The following is an 18,921-nucleotide window of genomic DNA, read 5'->3' as shown; positions in this document are numbered from 1 at the left end:
CTTATGTGCCTAATTGACCAGAAACAATATTCCTCGTTTACCCGGTCAATTCATTTATATGTTATCTTTAGACTAAAACATTAACATGAAAAAGTTTCTGCTCCTCGGGCTGTTTTGTGTAGCCTTTTTGCTGGGCTATAGTTTCAATCGTTTAACCAATCCTGTAAACAAAGGCCCGCGGGTAACGGGCCTTGGCGGCATTTTCTTTAAGGCCAAAGATCCTAAGGCTTTAGAAGCCTGGTACAGCAAGAACCTCGGAATCAGGGTTGGCGATTACGGTGCAAATTTTGAGTGGCACCAGGGCATGGACAGCACAAAAAAGGGATTTACCGTATGGGCGCCATTTAAAGAAACCACCAAATACTTTCAGCCTTCTGAAAAGCAATTCATGATCAATTACCGTGTTGAAGGCTTAACCCAGCTTTTAGCCCAAATGAAAGCGGCAGGTATCCTACCTACCGATAGCGTAGAAAAAACAAGCTATGGTGATTTTGTACATCTGATGGATCCGGAAGGTAATAAAATTGAATTGTGGGAACCCAATGATGTAGGGTACGCTAAAATGGGAAGCAACACTACTAAATAACGCCCAGCAAACTCTACCTGCATGAAAAACCTGTTCAAAATCACCTGGCTTTGCCTGCCAATATTGTTCATAACAGTTAACACCTCCACAGCATCAATACCTGTACTTAACACCGAGGTATGCGTTTATGGCGGGACTTCTGCCGGAGTCATAGCTGCTTATACGGCTAAAAAGATGGGCAAACAAGTGCTGCTGATTGAGCCAGGGCTACACTTGGGCGGAATGTCGAGCGGAGGCCTCGGTTTTACCGATATTGGGAATAAATATGTAGTGACTGGCCTTGCACGCGATTTTTATCGCCGGATTGGGGCCAATTACGGCAGGTTTGAGCAATGGATATTTGAGCCTAAAGTGGCCGAAAAAATATTTGATGATTATGTAAACCGGGCCGGTTTCAAAGTTTTAAAAAGCACCCGTATCGTATCGGCACAAAAACAAGGCAATAAGATCATTAGTATTACCACCGAAGACTCTGTACATCCCGGCAAAATATCCTACCGCACCATTAAAGCAATTATGTTTATCGACTGCTCCTATGAGGGCGACCTGATGGCGAGGGCTGGTGTATCTTATTCTACCGGTCGGGAGGCCAATAGTGAGTATAACGAAACCATCGATGGCGTTCAGGTGGTGGATGGTCATCAGATGCCCGATGGAATTGATCCCCATAAAATACCTGGCGATGCTAACAGTGGTCTGTTATGGGGCATCAACCAAGGTAATGTTCGACCTAATGGCAGCGGTGATAAAAAAATCCAGGCCTATAACTATCGTATAACCTTAACCAACGTTCCCGAAAACAGGATCCCCATAACCAGGCCGGACAATTATAACCCGGAACGGTATGAGCTGCTGAAGCGGTTAAAGCAATTGAAACCCTGGAAATCATTTACCGATATTTTATTTTTGAGCAACATGCCCAACGGAAAAACAGATATTAATAATCTGGGCGGTTTTTCTACCGACATGATCGGGATGAACTGGGATTATCCTGATGCTGACTATGCTAAACGAGAGCAGATCATCAAAGCACATGAGGATTACACCAAAGGTTTACTCTACTTTGTTGGCCATGATGCTTCTGTACCCGAACCAGTGAGGGAGCAGATGCTGCAATGGGGCTATCCTAAAGATGAGTTTACAGATCATCAGCACTTCAGTCCTCAGCTTTACATTCGCGAAGCCCGCCGAATGAAGGGAGAACTGATCATGACCCAGCATCACTGCCAGGGTCGGGAGACCGTGAGGGACGGCGTTGGCATGGCTGCCTATACCATGGATTCGCACAATTGCGACCGCCAGGTTATCAACGGCATGACAAAAAATGAAGGCAACGTAGAAGTGGGTGGCTTCGGCCCCTACCCGGTATCTTACCGTGCCATTACTCCTAAAAAGGCGGAGGCAACTAACCTCCTGGTACCGGTTTGCCTGTCAGCAACCCATATCGCTTACGGCTCTATCCGCATGGAACCTGTATTCATGGTACTCGGGCAATCGGCCGCGGTTGCCGCTTGCATGGCCATAGACAAAGGCGCAACTGTGCAACAGGTTGATGTAACATTGATCCGTCAGCAACTACGTGATAACCCATTTGCCGATGGCAGCATACCCGAAGTTTTGGTAGATAATGACGACACCGCGCACTGCCAGATTACAGGCGACTGGCAAAAAGAAAAATCGGGAGGTTACGGCCCTTCATACTTGCTCGATACCGCGAGTTCCGGCGAAAGCAAATCGATAAAATACCTGCCTGAAATAAAGACGAGTGGAAACTACAGCGTTTATGCCTATTTCCCAAAGGTTAAGAAAGCATCGACTAAAACGATGATTAAGATTTTTGATGGTAAACAGCTGAATGAAAAAACTATCGACGTCGCATCTCTTGAAGTTGCCGGGCAAACCTCAGGCGAATGGATTGCACTGGGCAGCTTTGCTCTATCCAAAGGACAACAACCCTATGTAGAAATCAGCACTGAGGACGCTGACGGAGCTACAGCCGCCGATGCTATTCTGTTTGTGCCATCCAAAAAGCTTTAGTCAGACAAGCAATAATCATATAAACAAAAAAGCACCCAGATCATACTTATGTAGTCTGGGTGCAGTTTTCAGGCCTTTTCCTTACGGATAGCGCTTTTTATTATTTACCGGCAGTTGCTTCCGGAAGCAATTGCATACGGATGTAGTTTTTGCCGCTCAGGTATTTTTGTGCGGTAGCTTTTACGCTTTCTACAGTTACGCTATTTAAATCCTTAACATAGGTATCTAACTGGTGCAGGTCTTCCTTGTCGTTAATCTGCCCGCCAATATAACCCAACCAGAAACCGTTGGTACGTACCGCAGTTTCACGGCTACGGATACTCTCAGCACGCCATTTATCAATGTTTACCTGTGCCGGGCCATTGGTTTTGATCTTGCTGATTTCATCCAGGGTTGATGCTACCAGCTTATCGGCATTTTTAGGATCGCAACCGAAGTAAACGAATATAGAATAACGTTGCGTAGGGAACTTGCTGTTATTGGCAAACGCACCCGGTGAGTAAACACCACTTTCATCTTCCCTTAAACGCTCAATCAGCCTGATCTCCAAACACTCTTTCAAAGCATCCAGCTGGATCTTTTCGGCAGCACTGTATTCAAACTGGCCAGACCAGATCAAATCAACAGACGCTTTAGGTTCCGAACCTTTGTATACATTTTTAGCTATCTGCCCTTCCGGGATGTGGATCCCTAAGTCTTTAGCCTGTTCGCCCAGGTTTTTAGCCGGTAATGAGGCTATATATTTTTCAAGCAGCGGTTTAATTTTTTCAATGTCGATATTACCAACAAAAGTGAAGGTCATACCCGATGCATCAGCAAAACGCTCATTATAAATAGCATACTCACGATCAAGGTTGATCTGATCGATCTTGGCGATGCTTGGACCGGTACGACGAACGTTATGATTACCCAATACAGCGCTTAAAGTATCCTGGAACACAGCATTAGGATCGTTCAACCTGTTAGCAAGCCCGGCTTTTGAGCTGGTGATAATACCCTGAAAAAGGTCGGCGTCTTTACGTGGTTCAGTTAAGTATCCGTAAATAAGCTCAAAGGCGGTTTCCAGGTCTTTAGGGGTTGAGCTTCCGCTAACGCCCTGTGTACGCTCGCTAATGTACGGGCTAACACTTAGCTGTTTGCCAGAGAGGTATTTTTCTAATTGTGTAGGATTATAGTTACCTACGCCAAATGATTCTACCATCCCCGACGCGTTTTTAGCCGATTCAAAATCAGCATCGCTGTAAAGCGATGTACCACCCGGTGCAGAAGCACTGAACAAGATCTCGTTATCTTTAAAGTCGGTTGGTTTTAATACTACCTTGATACCATTGCTTAGCGTAAGGGTTGTTGTGCCCAGTGCGGCATCTTTGGTTTCGACTGTGATTTTGCCGGCTACAGGCGCATTGGCTAACAACGCTTGTTTGCTCACCTCATCATTATAAGGTTTCAGGTCTTCTGCTTCAACATCCTTTATCCAGGTGTTAACCACTGTTTCTGATGGCAGAGTGGCTTTATCCTTTTCAGGCGCAAGCAGCATCACATCACGATTGCTGTTTTTGATAGATGTTTTGGTAACGGCATTCACCTCGCTTAGCGCTATGCCAGGCAGGTCATTTTTTACCAGGTCATACTCATAGCTGATACCCGGAGCTGCAGTACCCTTTAAAAAGTATTGCAGGTATTCGTTCACGTAGCTATCGGAATTGGTTTTGTTTTTTTCTTTCAGTGCCGATTCCATATCGCTCAGGAAACTTTGCTTGGCACGGTCAAGTTCGGTTTGGGTAAAGCCAAAACGCTTAATTCTTTCTGTTTCGCGCCAGGCAGTTTTGAAACCTTTTTCAAGCTCGCCAGGTTTCGCCACCGCGTATACGCTATAGGTATCTAATCCTCCTAAAAAGCCACTCAGGTCGGCACCACCCTGTAAATATGGCGGATTAGCCTGACGCATGATCTCAGCATAACGGGCGCCAGACATCCTGTTGAATAAACCACGGATAATGCTTTGACGGTATTGAGAAGCGGTATGCAGATCAAGCGCCGGTTGTTTCATGAACACCTGCGCTACAGTAACCGTCATCTCCTTATCGGTAATGGCAATAAACTGATTTTGCCCGGTCAACGGCACTGTATATTTAGTACGAGGCTTTTCAGGAGACGGTTTCTTCAGATCGCTAAACTTGGCTTTAACGATTTTCTCCATCTCATTAACATCGATATCGCCTACTACTATTAAGGCCTGCAAATCCGGACGGTACCAATCGTGATAAAAACGTTTGATGGTTTCTGGTTTAAAGTTATTCAGCACTTCATCCGTACCGATAGGCAGGCGTAGCGAATAACGCGAGTGGTTCAGGATTATCGGCAGGTAAGCCCTTTGCATGCGTTCCTGTGCGCCTTTACCCAAACGTTTTTCTTCCAGCACAACACCGCGCTCTTTATCAATCTCTGTGGGATCTAAAGTAGCGTCCTGGGCCCAGTCGCGCATGATCTGAATGCCGTTTTTCACGATCTCAGGATTATCTGACGGGATAGGCAATTGATATACCGTTTCATCAAATGAAGTGTATGCATTTAAATCGGCCCCGAAACGTACACCAGATTTTTGCAGGTAACTCACCAGCTCATTTTTAGGAAAATGCTTGGTGCCGTTAAAGCTCATGTGCTCCATAAAGTGAGCAAGGCCGCGCTGGCTGTCATCTTCCAATACCGAACCAATTTTGTTGGCCAGGTAAAATGTAACACGCTTTTTGGGTTCTTCGTTATGGCGGATATAGTAGGTAAAACCGTTTGGAAGTTTGCCCGTGCGTACCGCCGGGTCAAGAGGCAGGTTCTTTTCTGCTGCGGCCTTTGTTATTTTAGGTTTGCTTACCTGCGCCCATGTAGGAGCTGCCTGAAACGACCAACTGAGGGCAAGGCCCACGCTGGCCAGTAAAATAGTACTTTTTATGCTTTTCATATTTTGTTTATCGGATTAGGATTCAGCGCTAATTTAAAAAAGAGCCGGTATTAAAACCGGCTCTCCGGAAAATTAAACTAACTAAACTGATGAAAACGCCCGAAAGCTTCTTTAAAGGTTGCTAAACGCAATCCTGTTAATGTCTTTTATTTATTAAATGTATCTTTCAGATACCCGTCCATATCGGCAGCAGCCGGGTTAACCAGTATCACCTTCCCTCCGGCATCAAGCATAATAGCAAATGGTACAGACTGGATCCCTAAGGCCGACATCATTATTGATGCGTCTTTACCTTCCTCGTACCTATCAATTCCCTGCTGCCACGGCATAGCTTCTTTAAGCATCGCGTTTTTCCAGGCTTTGCTGTTCTGATCTATCGAAATGCTAAGTATCTCAAATCCTTTAGTGTGGTACTGTTTATATAACTCTTTAAGGTGCGGAATAGCGGCCCGGCAGGGCATACACCACGACGCCCAGAAATCAACAAGTACCACTTTGCCTTTAACCGATGACAATTTGATGGTTTTACCATCTGCAGTTTGTAACTCAAAAACCGGCAATGGTTTTCCAACAGTCAGATTTTGACTGGCGGCAACCGTATCCCGTTTTGATGATGAAGCTTTTCCGTCTGCCTTCCATCCTGTGCTTAAGGCAAGTGCTACCGGTGTTACCAGCATCAACCTTTTAAAATTTATTTTCATAGGGCCGGATTATAAAACCTGTATTTCAATTATTTTTCTTTTTGGCGGGAAACATTTGTTGTTATCACAAACCTGGTAGTAAAGCCCGCATTTAATTACCATACCGGGCTTTAATGAGGCCGCGCTTATTTCCGTTTTAAAAGTTGCCTTGTCTTCCCACACAAACATGCCTTCGCCACCGGTAAATGGTACCCCGGCTGATGTTTGCCATTCGGTGCTGGTTATGCCTTTGGGCAATTCAATAATAGGTTGCGTGGTAATAAAAGGGCTGTCTTTGGGCACATACGCGTAAATATGCCAGCCTTGTAAAATATCAGCTTTAACAACCACCTGTTTTTTCCCGTTTGCCTCATCAACTAATGTGGCGCTCACTGCCACCGGATCGGTACGGGTTGGTATTATTACTGCATTTGCAGTTTTAATGTCGCCGGTTGGTGCCGGCACAACGGCTGCGGTTTCAGTTTTATAGGTATTGACCATGAATTTGAAACCACCCGATTCGGTGTAATAAAGGTTCGCTTTGTTCCTGGTTAACCAATCACGCCACTCTTTAGCCGAAGCAAATTTTTCGGTGGTATACCTTTCCAATACCCTTTGCGCCAGGGCAGGCTCCTCCCCTTTTTCAAGCATTTTGATACATTTTTCCAGCAACTCAACTTTACGATTGGAGATACCCAGTTTTTTGGCATCCTCATCAACCTGTAATGAGTAAGCATCAAGCGGGTAAAAGTATTCGAGGTTGGCAAGGTAGTACTTATGATAAGCTGAGGTATTGGTACCAAACATATCATACATACCACTACCAGCCCAGCTTTTAAGGTAATCATCAAAGCTTTGTGTATCATCGGTAACGGGCATTTTCAAAAACATCTCGTTTCCACGGCCAATATCTTCGCCTTTGGCTTTGCGGTCTTTAAGTTCCTGCTGCATTTTCAGCAAACGGGCGTTACCCTCTTTTCGGGCAATCAGCGCTTTTTCATACAGTCCCTTATCTGTACGGTAGATCATTTCGTTAACCCATTCACGGTTCTCGATCTGCACTTTTTTCATGATGGGTTTCTGATGGTCAAACTTTTTGATGTAGCAAACGGTATTCACCAATACGTCCTTAGCCTCATCAGTCATGTGATTGGGCGAACCCGAAAATCCCCACATAAAATAATTACCCTGACGCCCCAATGCCACAGCCTCGGCATTTTTAAGACAAACGCCACCACTTATCGCTTCCGCATCGGGCGAATCATTGAAGCCCTCGCCGTGGGCTACCATGCCGATAATGTATTTATCCTTAGCAGCCTGATCTTCTTTGATCACCTTCCACATAGGTAGTTCCTTTGGCGTTGTAGCCCCCTGAAAACCGTTAAAAAAAGAACCCGGCGTAGGTCTGTTAACCAAAGTCAAATTCACCTTTATAGGTGTATTAAATATAGCATGGCTGGTTTTAATGTTCAGCGCGTCGTCCTCCAGACACTGGCAATACCAATCGAATTTCAGGCCAATAGGCAAGCCTACGTTTGGGGCCATTTCATGCATCAGAATTATAGGACGATCAAAACCGGCAGGCAATTTTACTGGCCCGGCATCAAGAATGGTAACATCTACCTTCTCCGACATCGTGGCATCATAATCCCTTACATCCACAACATCAGCCTTTTCAAATCTTTGCTCTAAAAATGCCTTAAAATCGGCCATGCGGGTTTTCCATGCCTCGTCAATGGCACCGGTAGCCGTACTATAATAATTTACATGCTCCGGCTTGGGTTTTGCAGGGTCATAGCCTACATATAACACATGGAGGGCTATTTTACCTGCTCCATGTTTTATTGCATTAGCAAATGTGGCCGCGCCAAACACAAGGCAAAGCAGCAAAGCCAAACTGATCTTTTTCATATCCGTTTTAGTTAAAAATTTCGGCAAGTTTGGTATTCAGGGATTCATCGCGCAAGGTATTGCCGATGATTTTACCATCTTTATCAAGCAAGAAGCTTTGCGGTACAGCCCTAACGCCATATAAACGGCCAACGGCATTGTTCCAGCCTTTAAGGTCAGACACATGTATCCACGGCAAGCCATCTTTAGCGATAGCATCAACCCATTTTTCCTTTACATTATCAAGTGAAACTGAAATGATCTCGAAGCCTTTATCCTTATAAAGCTCGTATTGCTTTTTCAGGTTAGGATTACCCGCACGGCAGGGCGCACACCAGCTTGCCCAAAACTCAACCAAAACATATTTGCCTTTTAAATCGCTCAGCGAAACCGGCTTTCCGTTTACATCATTTTGGGTGAACGTTGGCGCGGCTTTGCCAATTGCGGTGATGCCGGCTGCCTGTATTCGTTGCTCAAGCTCTTTACCTACATCTGTACCGCGCAACGTTGCGTTAAGCGCTTTAAATACCGGGCCAACTTTATCTGCATCAACCTTAGTACCGGCCGACTCAGACAGGCCTACTAAACCAAAGTAAGAGTTGGGATTGTTTTTGGCGAAGAGAAATTGTTTTTCATTTCTATCGGCGATGCTTTTGCGATAACGTGCATCAATAGCTTTTACAAAAGCGGTATCTTTTTGCTGCTCAGGAGTAGCGCGTGAAAATTCGGCGTTAACGGCTTTGGTTAAATCCATAATGGTACCGCCTATCTGCTTGTTATATGCCTGAAACTCGTCGTACACTTTTGAACCCGTAACTTTAGCATTTACCAGCGAATCGGCCGAGGTATATACCATGTTCTCTTTACCGAAATAGATGTAAACAACATCGGCATTTGGGGCATAAATAGCGTGTTGCTTGCCCTGCCCGGTATGGTCAAATGCCATGCGGCTGGTAGTTATACCTGATACACTGCCTGTAAATTTAAATGTGCCATTGGTAACCACGCATGAATCTTCGTGACTGGTACCATTATCCATATAATCGATATAGGCTTTGGCAGGTTTATCCAGCTTACCGATGTGTCCGGTAATACTGAAGTTAGCTTTCTGAGCCATACTAATTGCAGGCAAAAGGATGGCGGCGGCCAAAAATTTTAATTTCATTTTCTTATTTTTTTAAGCTTTAAAAGCTGTAAACATTTACTTATTTGAATTATTAAAGAGCTGGATTTTGGCTGTAAGCAGTCCAAAGTTCATCAACTGTTTTGCCCGTTAATGTTTTCCAGGTTTGATCTGAGTAGGTGTTATCGCGGCAGGCAGCATCAAGACTTTTTACAATACCTGCTTTAACATGCTTATCAAGCCAAACCAGGAAACGGGCAGTTATGCGGTAACTGCCGGTATAGTTTTGATCCCCACTATAATTGGGCAACGACCAGCCTGCAGTGGCGTTATCAATACCCAGCGTATACCGGGCATAATCGGCAATCCCTTCAACCAGCCATCCCGGATTGCTTCCTTTATAGGCCTGTACAATGTGCATAACCTCGTGGGTAACCACATCCAGATCTGTAGGTGTGGCAAGCATCCATTTGGGATTGATGCGAACGGTGGCATTTCCAGTTTCGGCAACACCGGTATACGACGGATCAATGTTGAAATAGACCTTTGTTGCTGTTTTGGGATTGTAAATTGTTGCCTCTTCCGGATAAACCTTAAAAAAGGCATCAATCATCCTGTCTTTTACCTTGCTACCGGCATCCGTAGCAAAATCGGGCGAGTAGTTGGTGAAGATCAATGTATACGAACCATGTGTTACCGAATCTTGCGACAGGTAATCATGAAAAACGGGCTTCACCTGTGGTTGATCCTGATCTTCAGCCAGTTTATCTTTATAGCAGGCGCTGGTTAACGTCATGGTTGTGGCCATCAACACAAAAACTTTCATGCTGTTATTTACTCTTTTCATATGTTTTGATAGGTTAGTTTCTTATCTGGTTATGATATCAATTGGCTCTCCTGGTATGCCACTTAATGTTTTGGTGATATTGCCAGTTTTGGAAACACTCACATCGAGCGTGTAAACTGCGCCATCCGCGCCAACAGTAAGGGTGTTATCATCCAAACTGATCTTGAGCATGGATATCTTTTTACCCCCAAAGTCTGCGTCAAGCTGCCTGATGTCTTCGTTGATAGGATTATAGCGGTATATTTTCCCTTTTGATGAAAAGTAGAACACGTTTAAGCTGTTAACCACCCATTTGGTATCATCGTCAATTAATGCGCTGCCTTTAAATGTGCGTTTACCCAGGCCTTTAAAAGTCCTGTCATCGCCCATAGGATAGCTGAAACTGAGTTCGGTTATGGCACCTGCCGCAGTTTTAAAGAAAGCATAAGATGGGCCGCCCTCGGTAGGCTTCATAAACAACAAGTTATCATATCCTACATTTTTAGGATCGAAACCGGTACTTGCTGTATCAATTTTGTAGTTGGCACCTGAATAAGTACCATCCGCACCAAACGTGATAAACGCTTTTCCTTTAAGGTTGTAGCCGATAAAAAAAGAGCTGCCATGCGTAAAATATTTCGACATGGTATAGTCGCCAACCTGCTCATTGGCAAATTTGCCGTAGTCATCGGCAAACGGAGCGGTTGATGAAACGCCCACGTACAGCTTGCCGTTAATTACGCCGGTTGGTACTGTTCCCATTTGTACAGGCCCCAAAAACGGCTCAAGATAACCTGCACTGATAACTGCCGGAGGCGAAAAAAACTGTGCTGAAAAATCTGTCCGTTTCAATAATGTGCTGGCGTCAAGTACTACCCCGCTTTTATTAGGATCATTACTGAGTACCCAGTACTCCTCTTTGGTATTGGGTTGATAAGGCAGTGGCTTCGAATAATACAGCTCTACCGGGTTAACAGGCAAATCATCATTATTGAGTGACTTGTAAATGTTGCCCAATACCGTTTTATCCGGTTTTACAAATGATAGCTTGGTAACGCCGTTATCATTGCTCAGCACCAAAGTACCTGCCGAAAATTGCGTTGTACCGGTTATCTTAAACGGAAAATTATAAAATAATCCGTTCCGTTTATCAGTAATGGTGAGCTTGCAGGCCCGATCGCCCGGACCTAAATTGTAAACCATCTTTAGGGGATATCCCTTGTAAACTGCCTCCCGAAGTTCTTCCTGCACGGTGATGTGCCATTCAAACTCAAGATCCTTGAGCGGATCGGCACCAGCCAGGGTAACCTTTGGCTGTATGGTGAGGGTATCGCCCAGCAGCGCCGAAAATGTGGCGTTATTAATACCGGCAACTACCGGTTCTGAGGGTGGTGAGTATACGTAATTGCCCAGGTCTTTTTTACATGAAGTATAAAATACCGTTATGAGCGCCAATATAGCTATCGATTTAAATTTCATGACCTAAGTGTTTAATTGATAATAACCTGTTGACCATTTTCATCAACAAAAAAATACTTGTCTGCCTGATCGTAATACTTGAGGTAAAACTTCTTATTGGGCGAAGAAGAATTATAGAAATCATAATCCTTGCTTCCATCGGCCCGTTTGGTAAGCACATAACCTTTTTCCGGGTATCGCGCAACCCAGCCAAACGGATCATTGATGAAGTTTCTCACGTTATCTATATAATACAGCGTACGCGGGATCTGGAGATAAGCATTAGGTTTTGACATATCAACCAGATCGGTAGTGCCAGAAGAAATCAGGAATAGCTGATGCTTGATCCTGCTGTAAGCGCCGAGGTTACCCATCCAGTAAATCCACCAGGCCGGTTGCTCCAAACGCGAAGAATAAAGGATAGTTCTTTTCCGTAATGATACCGGGAGCGACGAATTAAAATCCTGCCCACCCGAAACAAGAATGGTAAGAATTACCGATTTATTTGCCAATTCGGGATCACTGTTCTTGATAATCACCGGGACCTTTATTGTACCCGAGTCGGCAGGCATAATGTAGGATGGCTTAAGCGCCTCATAATGCAAACCGGCTTTGGCCGTAGTAGCAGTGTCAACTACCGTTATCGCAAACTTCCTTTCGTTTTTTGACCTTTGTCCCGAAATTATTACCGGTACCCAAATGGTATCCTGCGCCAGAGTAGGATTATAGGCAAAAGAATAAGTTAATACAGAAGTATCCTGGTTGCCATCTTTATCTTTATAATTCAAATAAATGTTATCTCTTGAGCCATAGGTAAGTAATTGGTCTTTTTTACAGCTAACAAGAGCTGCAACGACCACTAAAACATAAAATATCTTTTTTTTCATTGTTATAAATGGTATGAGATCAATTGTTGTAAGCTGCTTCGTCGTCCGGAATCGGGAACACGTAAATACTGTTTGATGCCGGATAGATCTGTCCGCTGGCCGCCACTATGTCAAGGTTCAACCGTTTATACATGTAAAATATCTGGCTTTCACCGTAAAACTCCTTACGGGCTTCTTTAACGAGCTCGTTCATAAAAGCAGTTTTACCTAAGGTGTTTGGTAACAGATCAATAATACCGCGATGCGTGCGTACAGTATTCAGATATTCTATGGCTTTGGTTGGGTTGCTATCATAGCTGGCCTCCGCCGCTATATAATATGCTTCGGTTAAACGAAATGCCGGCGCCATTAACGGGTGCAGGTTTACCTGCGGCGAGCTGTTAACTATGTATTTAACCAGATAGCTGCGATTTGGCGTTACATCTGTAGCTGTAAAAAACCATTGCCTGTAGCGCCAATCTTCCGCGCCAACGGTACTTTTTTCATAGATATTATCTAACTGTAGCGGCGTTGGCTGGTATTGAGCGGTGTTGGCCGCACTGAACAGGGTAACAAGTGCGTTGTTATCATTGGCATGCGGTGCATACCAGCCAAATACCAGCTCGTTGTAAAATATCCTGTCTTTTTGCTCAACGTTGTTGTTAAAGGCATCATCTTTTTGAGTCCAGGGGAATTTGTTGGCGCTTATTACATCATTAGCGTTGGAGAGTGCATTCTGGTAATCACCTTTATACAGGTAAACTCTCGCAAGTTCGCCACATACACCGTAATAGTTGAGCCTGTGCCGGCGGTTTTGCAAAAACAGCGTATTACTTGTAGTTTCTGTTTGCTTAGCACCGGTATAACCATCAGGATAGGTTTTATTGGGATAGCCAACAATATAACCGGCCGGAATAATGGGGTCGGTATTGCTCAACAACGTACGCGCATTACGCAGATCAATTATAGCATAGTTAATTACATCACTTACCGACGAAAATGGTGTACTCTTGATACTAACATTAGTTACATAAGGAATCCCTTTGCCGTTTGGATTGTATTTGTAAGATGCCGCGAACATGCGCAAAAGATCAAAATGCAGGTATGCGCGTAAGGCAAGTGCCTCGCCTTTAATGATGGCATAGTTGTTACCCGAAAACACAGCCTTTTGCTTATCTATCACCTGCAATATTTCATTACAGTTACCGATAGCATTGTAAACTGATGACCAAATCTGGCTGTTTTTATCCTTTAAAATGCTTTGGCTGTACTGAAAAGACGCGATCTTCTGAAAATCGGCATTGGAAAACGAATAGTTCTGCGCCATGATATCAAGGTTGCTGAACGTGAGGTTCCCTCCGTATATATCTGCTTTTGTACACCTGGTATAAACACCGTTTAATGCCTCCTCAAAACCATCTTCGGTACTAAACAGCTGCTCTTTGGTTACGTCAGATTCTGGCTGTACATCCAAAAACTTTTTACATGAGGTAAATACCAGCAACGGGAGTATAAAAATTAAATATCTCTTCATGGTTATGCGTTAAAATGAACCCAGTAATGAAAATGTTAAGCTGCGGGCGAAGGGATAATTGATACCCCGTTCTGCCTGAATAGTTGAAGCTCTGAAAACGTCGTTGGCCGTGGCTGCCAGTCTTAGATTTTGAAGCCCCAAACGACGAATAGCCTTTGGCTTAAAATCATACGACAGGTAAAGCGACTGCAGTTCGATCAGGTTATCTTTTTGTACAAACCGCGATGACACATAGGTATCGGTGAGGTCGGTAATGTTTTTGAAAAATGTGTGATCGCCGGGTTGTTTCCACCTTTGTTCCAGTACCCTGCTGTCAACGTTAAAGCGCGGGTCGGCGTTTTCAACCCTATCAATAAGGGTTTGGTTAAAGGCCTGCCCGCCAAAACGGTAATGAAAGCTAAAGCTTAGCATAAACCGTTTGTATGAAACTGTGCTGCCAAAAAAGCCTTCGGCCTTTGGCGTGGTATTGCCTACATCCTGCACGTCCTTAACATCCCATACATAGGTTAGGGTACCATCTTTTTTCACCAGGATCTCTTTACCATTTTCAGGGTCGATACCTAATGATTTTACGGCATAAATGGTATTTAATGATTTACCCTCAACATACCGGGTTAGCGGGGTTGAAAATGCATTGTTATCCTTATTGGTCTGGAAGTTATCTATGTTATTGTTAAATGCCTTTAGCGCGTCGGATATACTCACTATTTTGTTAACGTTATGGGCAAGGTTACCCGTTACGTTAATATTCCAATCTGTTGTGTGAAAAACCTGGGCTACGAGGTAAAGCTCATAACCTTTGTTTGACATATCGCCAAGGTTATCCTTATAGGTGTTGAAACCGGTTGACGGTGCAAGGTTAATGTCGGTGATAAGTCCTTTGGTGAGTTTATAGTAATATCTTGGCGATATAACTATCCTGTCTTTAAACAAGCCAATGTCCATACCTATATCTGAGGTGCGGGTTTTCTGCCACTCCAGGTTGCTGTTTCCATAGCCCAATATGGTAGCGCCAATACCGGTTGAATACCAGTTTTGTGTATCGTACGAATAAATTGAGCGTGACTGGTATGCCGGGAAGCTTATAGAACCAAGCGTTGCGATACTTCCTTTAAGCCGCAGTTGGCTTATTACTTTTGAACCCTGGAAAAAGCTTTCTTTATGAATATTCCAGCCAATACCGAGAGATCCGAAAGGAGCATAACGCCTGTCGGCACCAAAGGCAGATGAACCGTCAACGCGTACCGAAGCATCTAAAAGATATTTATTTTGGAACGCATAGTTACCCGAAAAGAAAGCACCGGCGGTTCTTGATTTAGTAACATCGCCGTAAGGACCTGAGTTTTCTTTATAGATACGGGCAAAGCCTATATTGGTAAACCTGTCATTCGAAAAACCTTCGGCCGAAAATGACTTAACGTCAGCCTTTGAAGCCAAAATGTTAGCACCCAAAACAAGGTTGAAATAATGATCGCCCAGTTGCTTGTTATAATTAATAGTTACGTTTCCGTCCAGGTTAAGGCTGGCATTTGTTCCGTAATCATAAGTGCCTCTGTTATTCAACTTATCAGACGCGTAGTTGTAAAAAACACTACTCAATGGCGACACGTAATTATCTGTGGTTGAATTGGTTTTATTTACACTCATTAACGCCCTTAACCGCAGGCTCTTTGATATTTTATAATCGGCCGAGAATGACTCCAGTATCTCGGTATAGGCCGCTTTATTAAAGCTGCTCAGGCTGGCTTCATATAAAGGGTTAAATACATTTTCGGTAACATATTGATCTGTTCCTGTACGGCCCGTGTTTACACGCCAGTTGGCAAGTTCCTGTACCAGTCTGCCCGTGCTATCCCTTATCGGGAAATATGGGTTGGCATTTACATAGGTAGAAAAATCACCATAAGGTGAGTTAACCTGGTTAACCTGTGTTATAGTAAGATCATTCCTGATAATAAGTTTTGAATTAGGATTATAAGTAAAATTAACCCCGCCACTATAACGCGTATTATCCGAACCTTTCATAACGCCAGGTTGTGTCTGGTAACGCAAATCGATACCATACCTGAACGACTGGTCGCCGCCCTGCGCGTATACCGAATGTTTTTGCTGATAGGCGTTTCTCAAGGGTTGTGATAACCAATAGGTATTAACACCACTCGCAACATTTTTTAAGCGGGTGAATAACTGGGCGTCAAGCTCATCCTGTTTGGTATCACCACTGGTAGATGTTTGTGTATTATACAAGCCAACTAACTGTTCATAAGCCACTTTTTGCTTGGCATTAAGCACATGATAGTCAGACAGGTCGGGGCCGTTGAAGGTAAGCTCGTAATTGTATGATAACTGCAGTTTTCCTGCAACGGGGGCTTTGGTTGTAATAACCATTACACCGTTGGCAGCCCTTGAGCCATAAACCGCGGTAGCCGCACCGTCTTTCAGCAATGTAACCGATTCAATACGGTTGATATCGAGATCTACTACCTTTTGAAGTGTTACCTCAAAACCATCAAGAATAAAGGCCGGCAGATTATAATTACTTGACAGGTTATTACGGTCAAGTATATCGTCGCTGATGGAAGGAATAGCTGTGGTCCCCCTTACATTTATCTTTGGCAGTTTGTTGGGATCAGAACCTGCAAGGTTATTATCAAGCACTTTAAACGACGGATCAAACGAGGCAATACTCTTGATCACATTTTGCGGGTTATTGCGCTTCAGGTCTGCACCGCTTATCGTGATGGCATTACCAGTGTAATTGTCTTTTTTGATAACCTGGTAACCGGTTACTACAATATCTTTAATGTTGTTAATATCAGGCAAAAGCTTCACTACAATCGATTGGCCTGCTACCACTTTAACTTCGGCCGATTTGTAGCCCATAAACGAGAATACTAATGTTTGCCCTGCATCGGCCTGTACATTAAACTCCCCCTTATCATTAGTTTGGCCTATTACTCCCCTGCTCCCTTTAACAGCAATATTTACGCCCGGTAAAGTGGTTTTACTTACCGAATCCAACACACGCCCGCTTACCGGAATTTTGCTCATAGCAACAACCGGAGCCGGCCTGGGTTCGGGTATTTTATTTTGAATGACAATGGTTTTAGATACGATCGTAAAACTCAGGTCAAAATCTTTAAGGCACACGTTAAGTACATCAACCAGCTGTGTATCACGAAAATCGGCATCAACTGTTTTGCCCTTTATATTTACTTTTTCGCTATAAAAAAACAAATAACCGGTTTGACGCTTTATATCCTTAAAAACCGATTCGAGGCTTTTATTTTTACCGGATATAGTTACCGTTTGAGAATAACTTGCTGCGGATAAGTGTAGCGCACCAATAAGCAACAGTATAGTGGTGAGTTTCAATACTAATAAGAATTTGAACTTTACCCTCCGTATGGCGCATACGGCATTGTAAAGAAAAGTTAATTTCATATTTTTGAATAAGATTGGGTTAATAAAATGCAGCCCAGGGCTTCGACATCTTGTGCTGCCTGACCTATTTTAAACCGGAAGCGGTGAGAGGCTTCCGGTTAATTTTTGGTCTGTTAATGAGAGATATGTCTGAGATTTATCGTAGTTGTTTATCCATTAAGCATTGTTTTAGTGATTAGCATTTAGTTTTGTTTAGTTGTTAGTATAAAGTTTAAGGTTAAATATTATTTACTGTACGATACCGTCACCGTTTTACCCTCCACCGTAAATTTCATGTTGTTAAGTTCCAGGATCTTGAAAACATCAGCCAGGTTGCTGCTTCTTGAAATTTCGCCGAAAAATTTTTCAGTCGGCATATCACCCTCATAAACCACATCAATATCATACCAGCGGCTTACCTGGCGCATCACTTCTCGGATATCCTCATCTGCAAATGAGAATACACCGTTTTTCCAGGCAACTTCCGCATCAAGGTTTACCTGCTGCTTACTGATAACACCATTGCCCTGACGGTTTATCACAGCCTGTTCTCCGGGAACAATAAGCGTTGAGCTTGTTTCTGATATCACCTTCACCGAACCTTCCAGCAGTGTTGTTTTAACTACCGCTTCATCGGCATAAGCATTGATATTAAAATGTGTACCCAATACCTCAATAGTTTGCAGCGCCGATTTTACCCTGAAAGGCATAGCTTTATTTTTAGCCACTTCAAAGTACCCCTCACCATTAAGGGTTACCATCCGTTCTGCTCCCTTGAAAACCGTTGGATAGCTTATTGATGATGATGCGTTAAGCCATACGTTGGTACCATCGGGCAGGATCACTTTATACTGGCCGCCTTTGGGTGTGGCCACTGTATTTTGAACAGCCTGATCCTGTCCTGTCGCGTCGGCCTGGTAAACTATCTGCCCGTCGGCAGTTTTGGTAATTTTCACACCAGCCTGTTTGGCTATCTGCCCGTTAGCGGCATCATCAAGCGATATGGTTGTGCCATTGGCCAAAGTAAGCGTAGCCTTGTTTGTTCCGGGCACTATCCTTTTATAGGGGTTTGCCGCAAAATTATTGGCCTTATGACTGCTACGAATAAAGAGGTAAGCGCCAACCGAAATAAACAACATAATTGATGCTGCCACAGCGTACCTTATCCAACCAGATCTTGACGGCATTGTAACCGGCTCTTTTTCAAGTTGTACTATCCGCTCGTCAACAGTAGCTTTAATAGCATCTTTCAGATATAGATAGTCGGCCTCATTCTCTTCAGTAATCAGATCATCATTTAAATCAAACAGGTTATAATACGACTCAAGGAATTTAATTTCTTCCTGAGTAGCCTCGCCAAGCCTGTATTTTGTTAGTATTTGTATAAAATATTGTTTGTTCGCCTCGTCCATTTACATCCTTTATATATACATGAGTCGGTAAAATGAAAATAGCCCATGTTAATTGAAAATATTTTTAATGTTTTATTTAAAAATAGCATCCATTACTAATCAAAATGGTAAAATTCATTCAACAAAATAA

General features: G+C 43.6%; 12 protein-coding genes. 2 read left to right on the top strand and 10 right to left on the bottom strand.

Annotation, left to right across the window (positions count from 1 at the left end; genetic code table 11):
• Window positions 1-85 precede the first annotated feature (85 nt).
• Together DUL71_RS04725 and DUL71_RS04720 are read left to right on the top strand one after the other, a co-directional pair.
• Window positions 86-586 carry a VOC family protein gene (locus DUL71_RS04725; RefSeq protein ID WP_114936967.1) on the top strand — a complete coding sequence of 167 codons (501 nt, stop codon included), beginning with the start codon at window positions 86-88 and terminating at the stop codon, window positions 584-586.
• Between the two features lie 21 nt (window positions 587-607).
• Entirely contained in the window at window positions 608-2,623 is a 2,016-nt protein-coding gene (locus DUL71_RS04720; RefSeq protein WP_114936966.1) for an FAD-dependent oxidoreductase, read from the top strand.
• A 100-nt stretch (window positions 2,624-2,723) separates the two neighbouring features.
• Here DUL71_RS04720 and DUL71_RS04715 read toward each other — a convergent pair whose 3' ends face one another.
• The 10 genes from DUL71_RS04715 to DUL71_RS04670 all read right to left on the bottom strand — a co-directional run bounded on the left by DUL71_RS04715 (window position 2,724) and on the right by DUL71_RS04670 (window position 18,791).
• Entirely contained in the window at window positions 2,724-5,579 is a 2,856-nt protein-coding gene (locus DUL71_RS04715) for a M16 family metallopeptidase (RefSeq protein ID WP_114936965.1), read from the bottom strand.
• 146 nt (window positions 5,580-5,725) lie between these two features.
• Window positions 5,726-6,280, bottom strand: a complete 555-nt coding sequence (locus DUL71_RS04710; protein WP_114936964.1) for a TlpA family protein disulfide reductase — start codon at window positions 6,278-6,280, stop codon at window positions 5,726-5,728.
• Window positions 6,281-6,289: 9 nt separating this feature from the next.
• Window positions 6,290-8,170 (bottom strand): protein-disulfide reductase DsbD domain-containing protein, encoded by a 1,881-nt coding sequence (locus tag DUL71_RS04705; protein WP_114936963.1) that lies wholly within the window; start codon window positions 8,168-8,170, stop codon window positions 6,290-6,292.
• A gap of 7 nt (window positions 8,171-8,177) precedes the next feature.
• Window positions 8,178-9,314, bottom strand: a complete 1,137-nt coding sequence (locus DUL71_RS04700; RefSeq protein WP_114936962.1) for a TlpA disulfide reductase family protein — start codon at window positions 9,312-9,314, stop codon at window positions 8,178-8,180.
• 52 nt (window positions 9,315-9,366) lie between these two features.
• Window positions 9,367-10,119: a basic secretory protein-like protein gene (locus DUL71_RS04695; RefSeq protein ID WP_208645474.1), complete on the bottom strand. Its 753-nt coding sequence runs from the start codon at window positions 10,117-10,119 to the stop codon at window positions 9,367-9,369.
• Between the two features lie 21 nt (window positions 10,120-10,140).
• Window positions 10,141-11,577, bottom strand: coding sequence for a PKD-like family lipoprotein (locus DUL71_RS04690; protein WP_114936960.1), 1,437 nt, complete (start codon window positions 11,575-11,577; stop codon window positions 10,141-10,143).
• Window positions 11,578-11,588: 11 nt separating this feature from the next.
• A complete protein-coding gene (locus DUL71_RS04685) occupies window positions 11,589-12,443 on the bottom strand; it encodes a DUF4843 domain-containing protein (protein WP_114936959.1) in 855 nt (284 codons plus the stop codon).
• Between the two features lie 19 nt (window positions 12,444-12,462).
• Window positions 12,463-13,956, bottom strand: a complete 1,494-nt coding sequence (locus DUL71_RS04680; RefSeq protein WP_114936958.1) for a RagB/SusD family nutrient uptake outer membrane protein — start codon at window positions 13,954-13,956, stop codon at window positions 12,463-12,465.
• Between the two features lie 9 nt (window positions 13,957-13,965).
• On the bottom strand, window positions 13,966-17,400 hold the full coding sequence (locus DUL71_RS04675) for a SusC/RagA family TonB-linked outer membrane protein (protein ID WP_114936957.1): 3,435 nt from the start codon (window positions 17,398-17,400) through the stop codon (window positions 13,966-13,968).
• A 224-nt stretch (window positions 17,401-17,624) separates the two neighbouring features.
• Window positions 17,625-18,791, bottom strand: coding sequence for a FecR family protein (locus DUL71_RS04670; protein ID WP_114936956.1), 1,167 nt, complete (start codon window positions 18,789-18,791; stop codon window positions 17,625-17,627).
• Window positions 18,792-18,921: the final 130 nt, after the last annotated feature.

The sequence above is a fragment of the Mucilaginibacter endophyticus genome, assembly GCF_003351025.1.
GTDB lineage: Bacteria > Bacteroidota > Bacteroidia > Sphingobacteriales > Sphingobacteriaceae > Mucilaginibacter > Mucilaginibacter endophyticus.
This window is presented reverse-complemented; position numbering and strand designations above follow the sequence as displayed.

Bases quoted from the DNA above. Each gene is read 5' to 3' on its own strand.
- DUL71_RS04725 (WP_114936967.1), top strand. From the start codon at position 86: ATGAAAAAGTTTCTGCTCCTCGGGCTGTTTTGTGTAGCCTTTTTGCTG.
- DUL71_RS04720 (WP_114936966.1), top strand. From the start codon at position 608: ATGAAAAACCTGTTCAAAATCACCTGGCTTTGCCTGCCAATATTGTTC.
- DUL71_RS04715 (WP_114936965.1), bottom strand. From the start codon at position 5,579: ATGAAAAGCATAAAAAGTACTATTTTACTGGCCAGCGTGGGCCTTGCC.
- DUL71_RS04710 (WP_114936964.1), bottom strand. From the start codon at position 6,280: ATGAAAATAAATTTTAAAAGGTTGATGCTGGTAACACCGGTAGCACTT.
- DUL71_RS04705 (WP_114936963.1), bottom strand. From the start codon at position 8,170: ATGAAAAAGATCAGTTTGGCTTTGCTGCTTTGCCTTGTGTTTGGCGCG.
- DUL71_RS04700 (WP_114936962.1), bottom strand. From the start codon at position 9,314: ATGAAATTAAAATTTTTGGCCGCCGCCATCCTTTTGCCTGCAATTAGT.
- DUL71_RS04695 (WP_208645474.1), bottom strand. From the start codon at position 10,119: ATGAAAAGAGTAAATAACAGCATGAAAGTTTTTGTGTTGATGGCCACA.
- DUL71_RS04690 (WP_114936960.1), bottom strand. From the start codon at position 11,577: ATGAAATTTAAATCGATAGCTATATTGGCGCTCATAACGGTATTTTAT.
- DUL71_RS04685 (WP_114936959.1), bottom strand. From the start codon at position 12,443: ATGAAAAAAAAGATATTTTATGTTTTAGTGGTCGTTGCAGCTCTTGTT.
- DUL71_RS04680 (WP_114936958.1), bottom strand. From the start codon at position 13,956: ATGAAGAGATATTTAATTTTTATACTCCCGTTGCTGGTATTTACCTCA.
- DUL71_RS04675 (WP_114936957.1), bottom strand. From the start codon at position 17,400: ATGAAATTAACTTTTCTTTACAATGCCGTATGCGCCATACGGAGGGTA.
- DUL71_RS04670 (WP_114936956.1), bottom strand. From the start codon at position 18,791: ATGGACGAGGCGAACAAACAATATTTTATACAAATACTAACAAAATAC.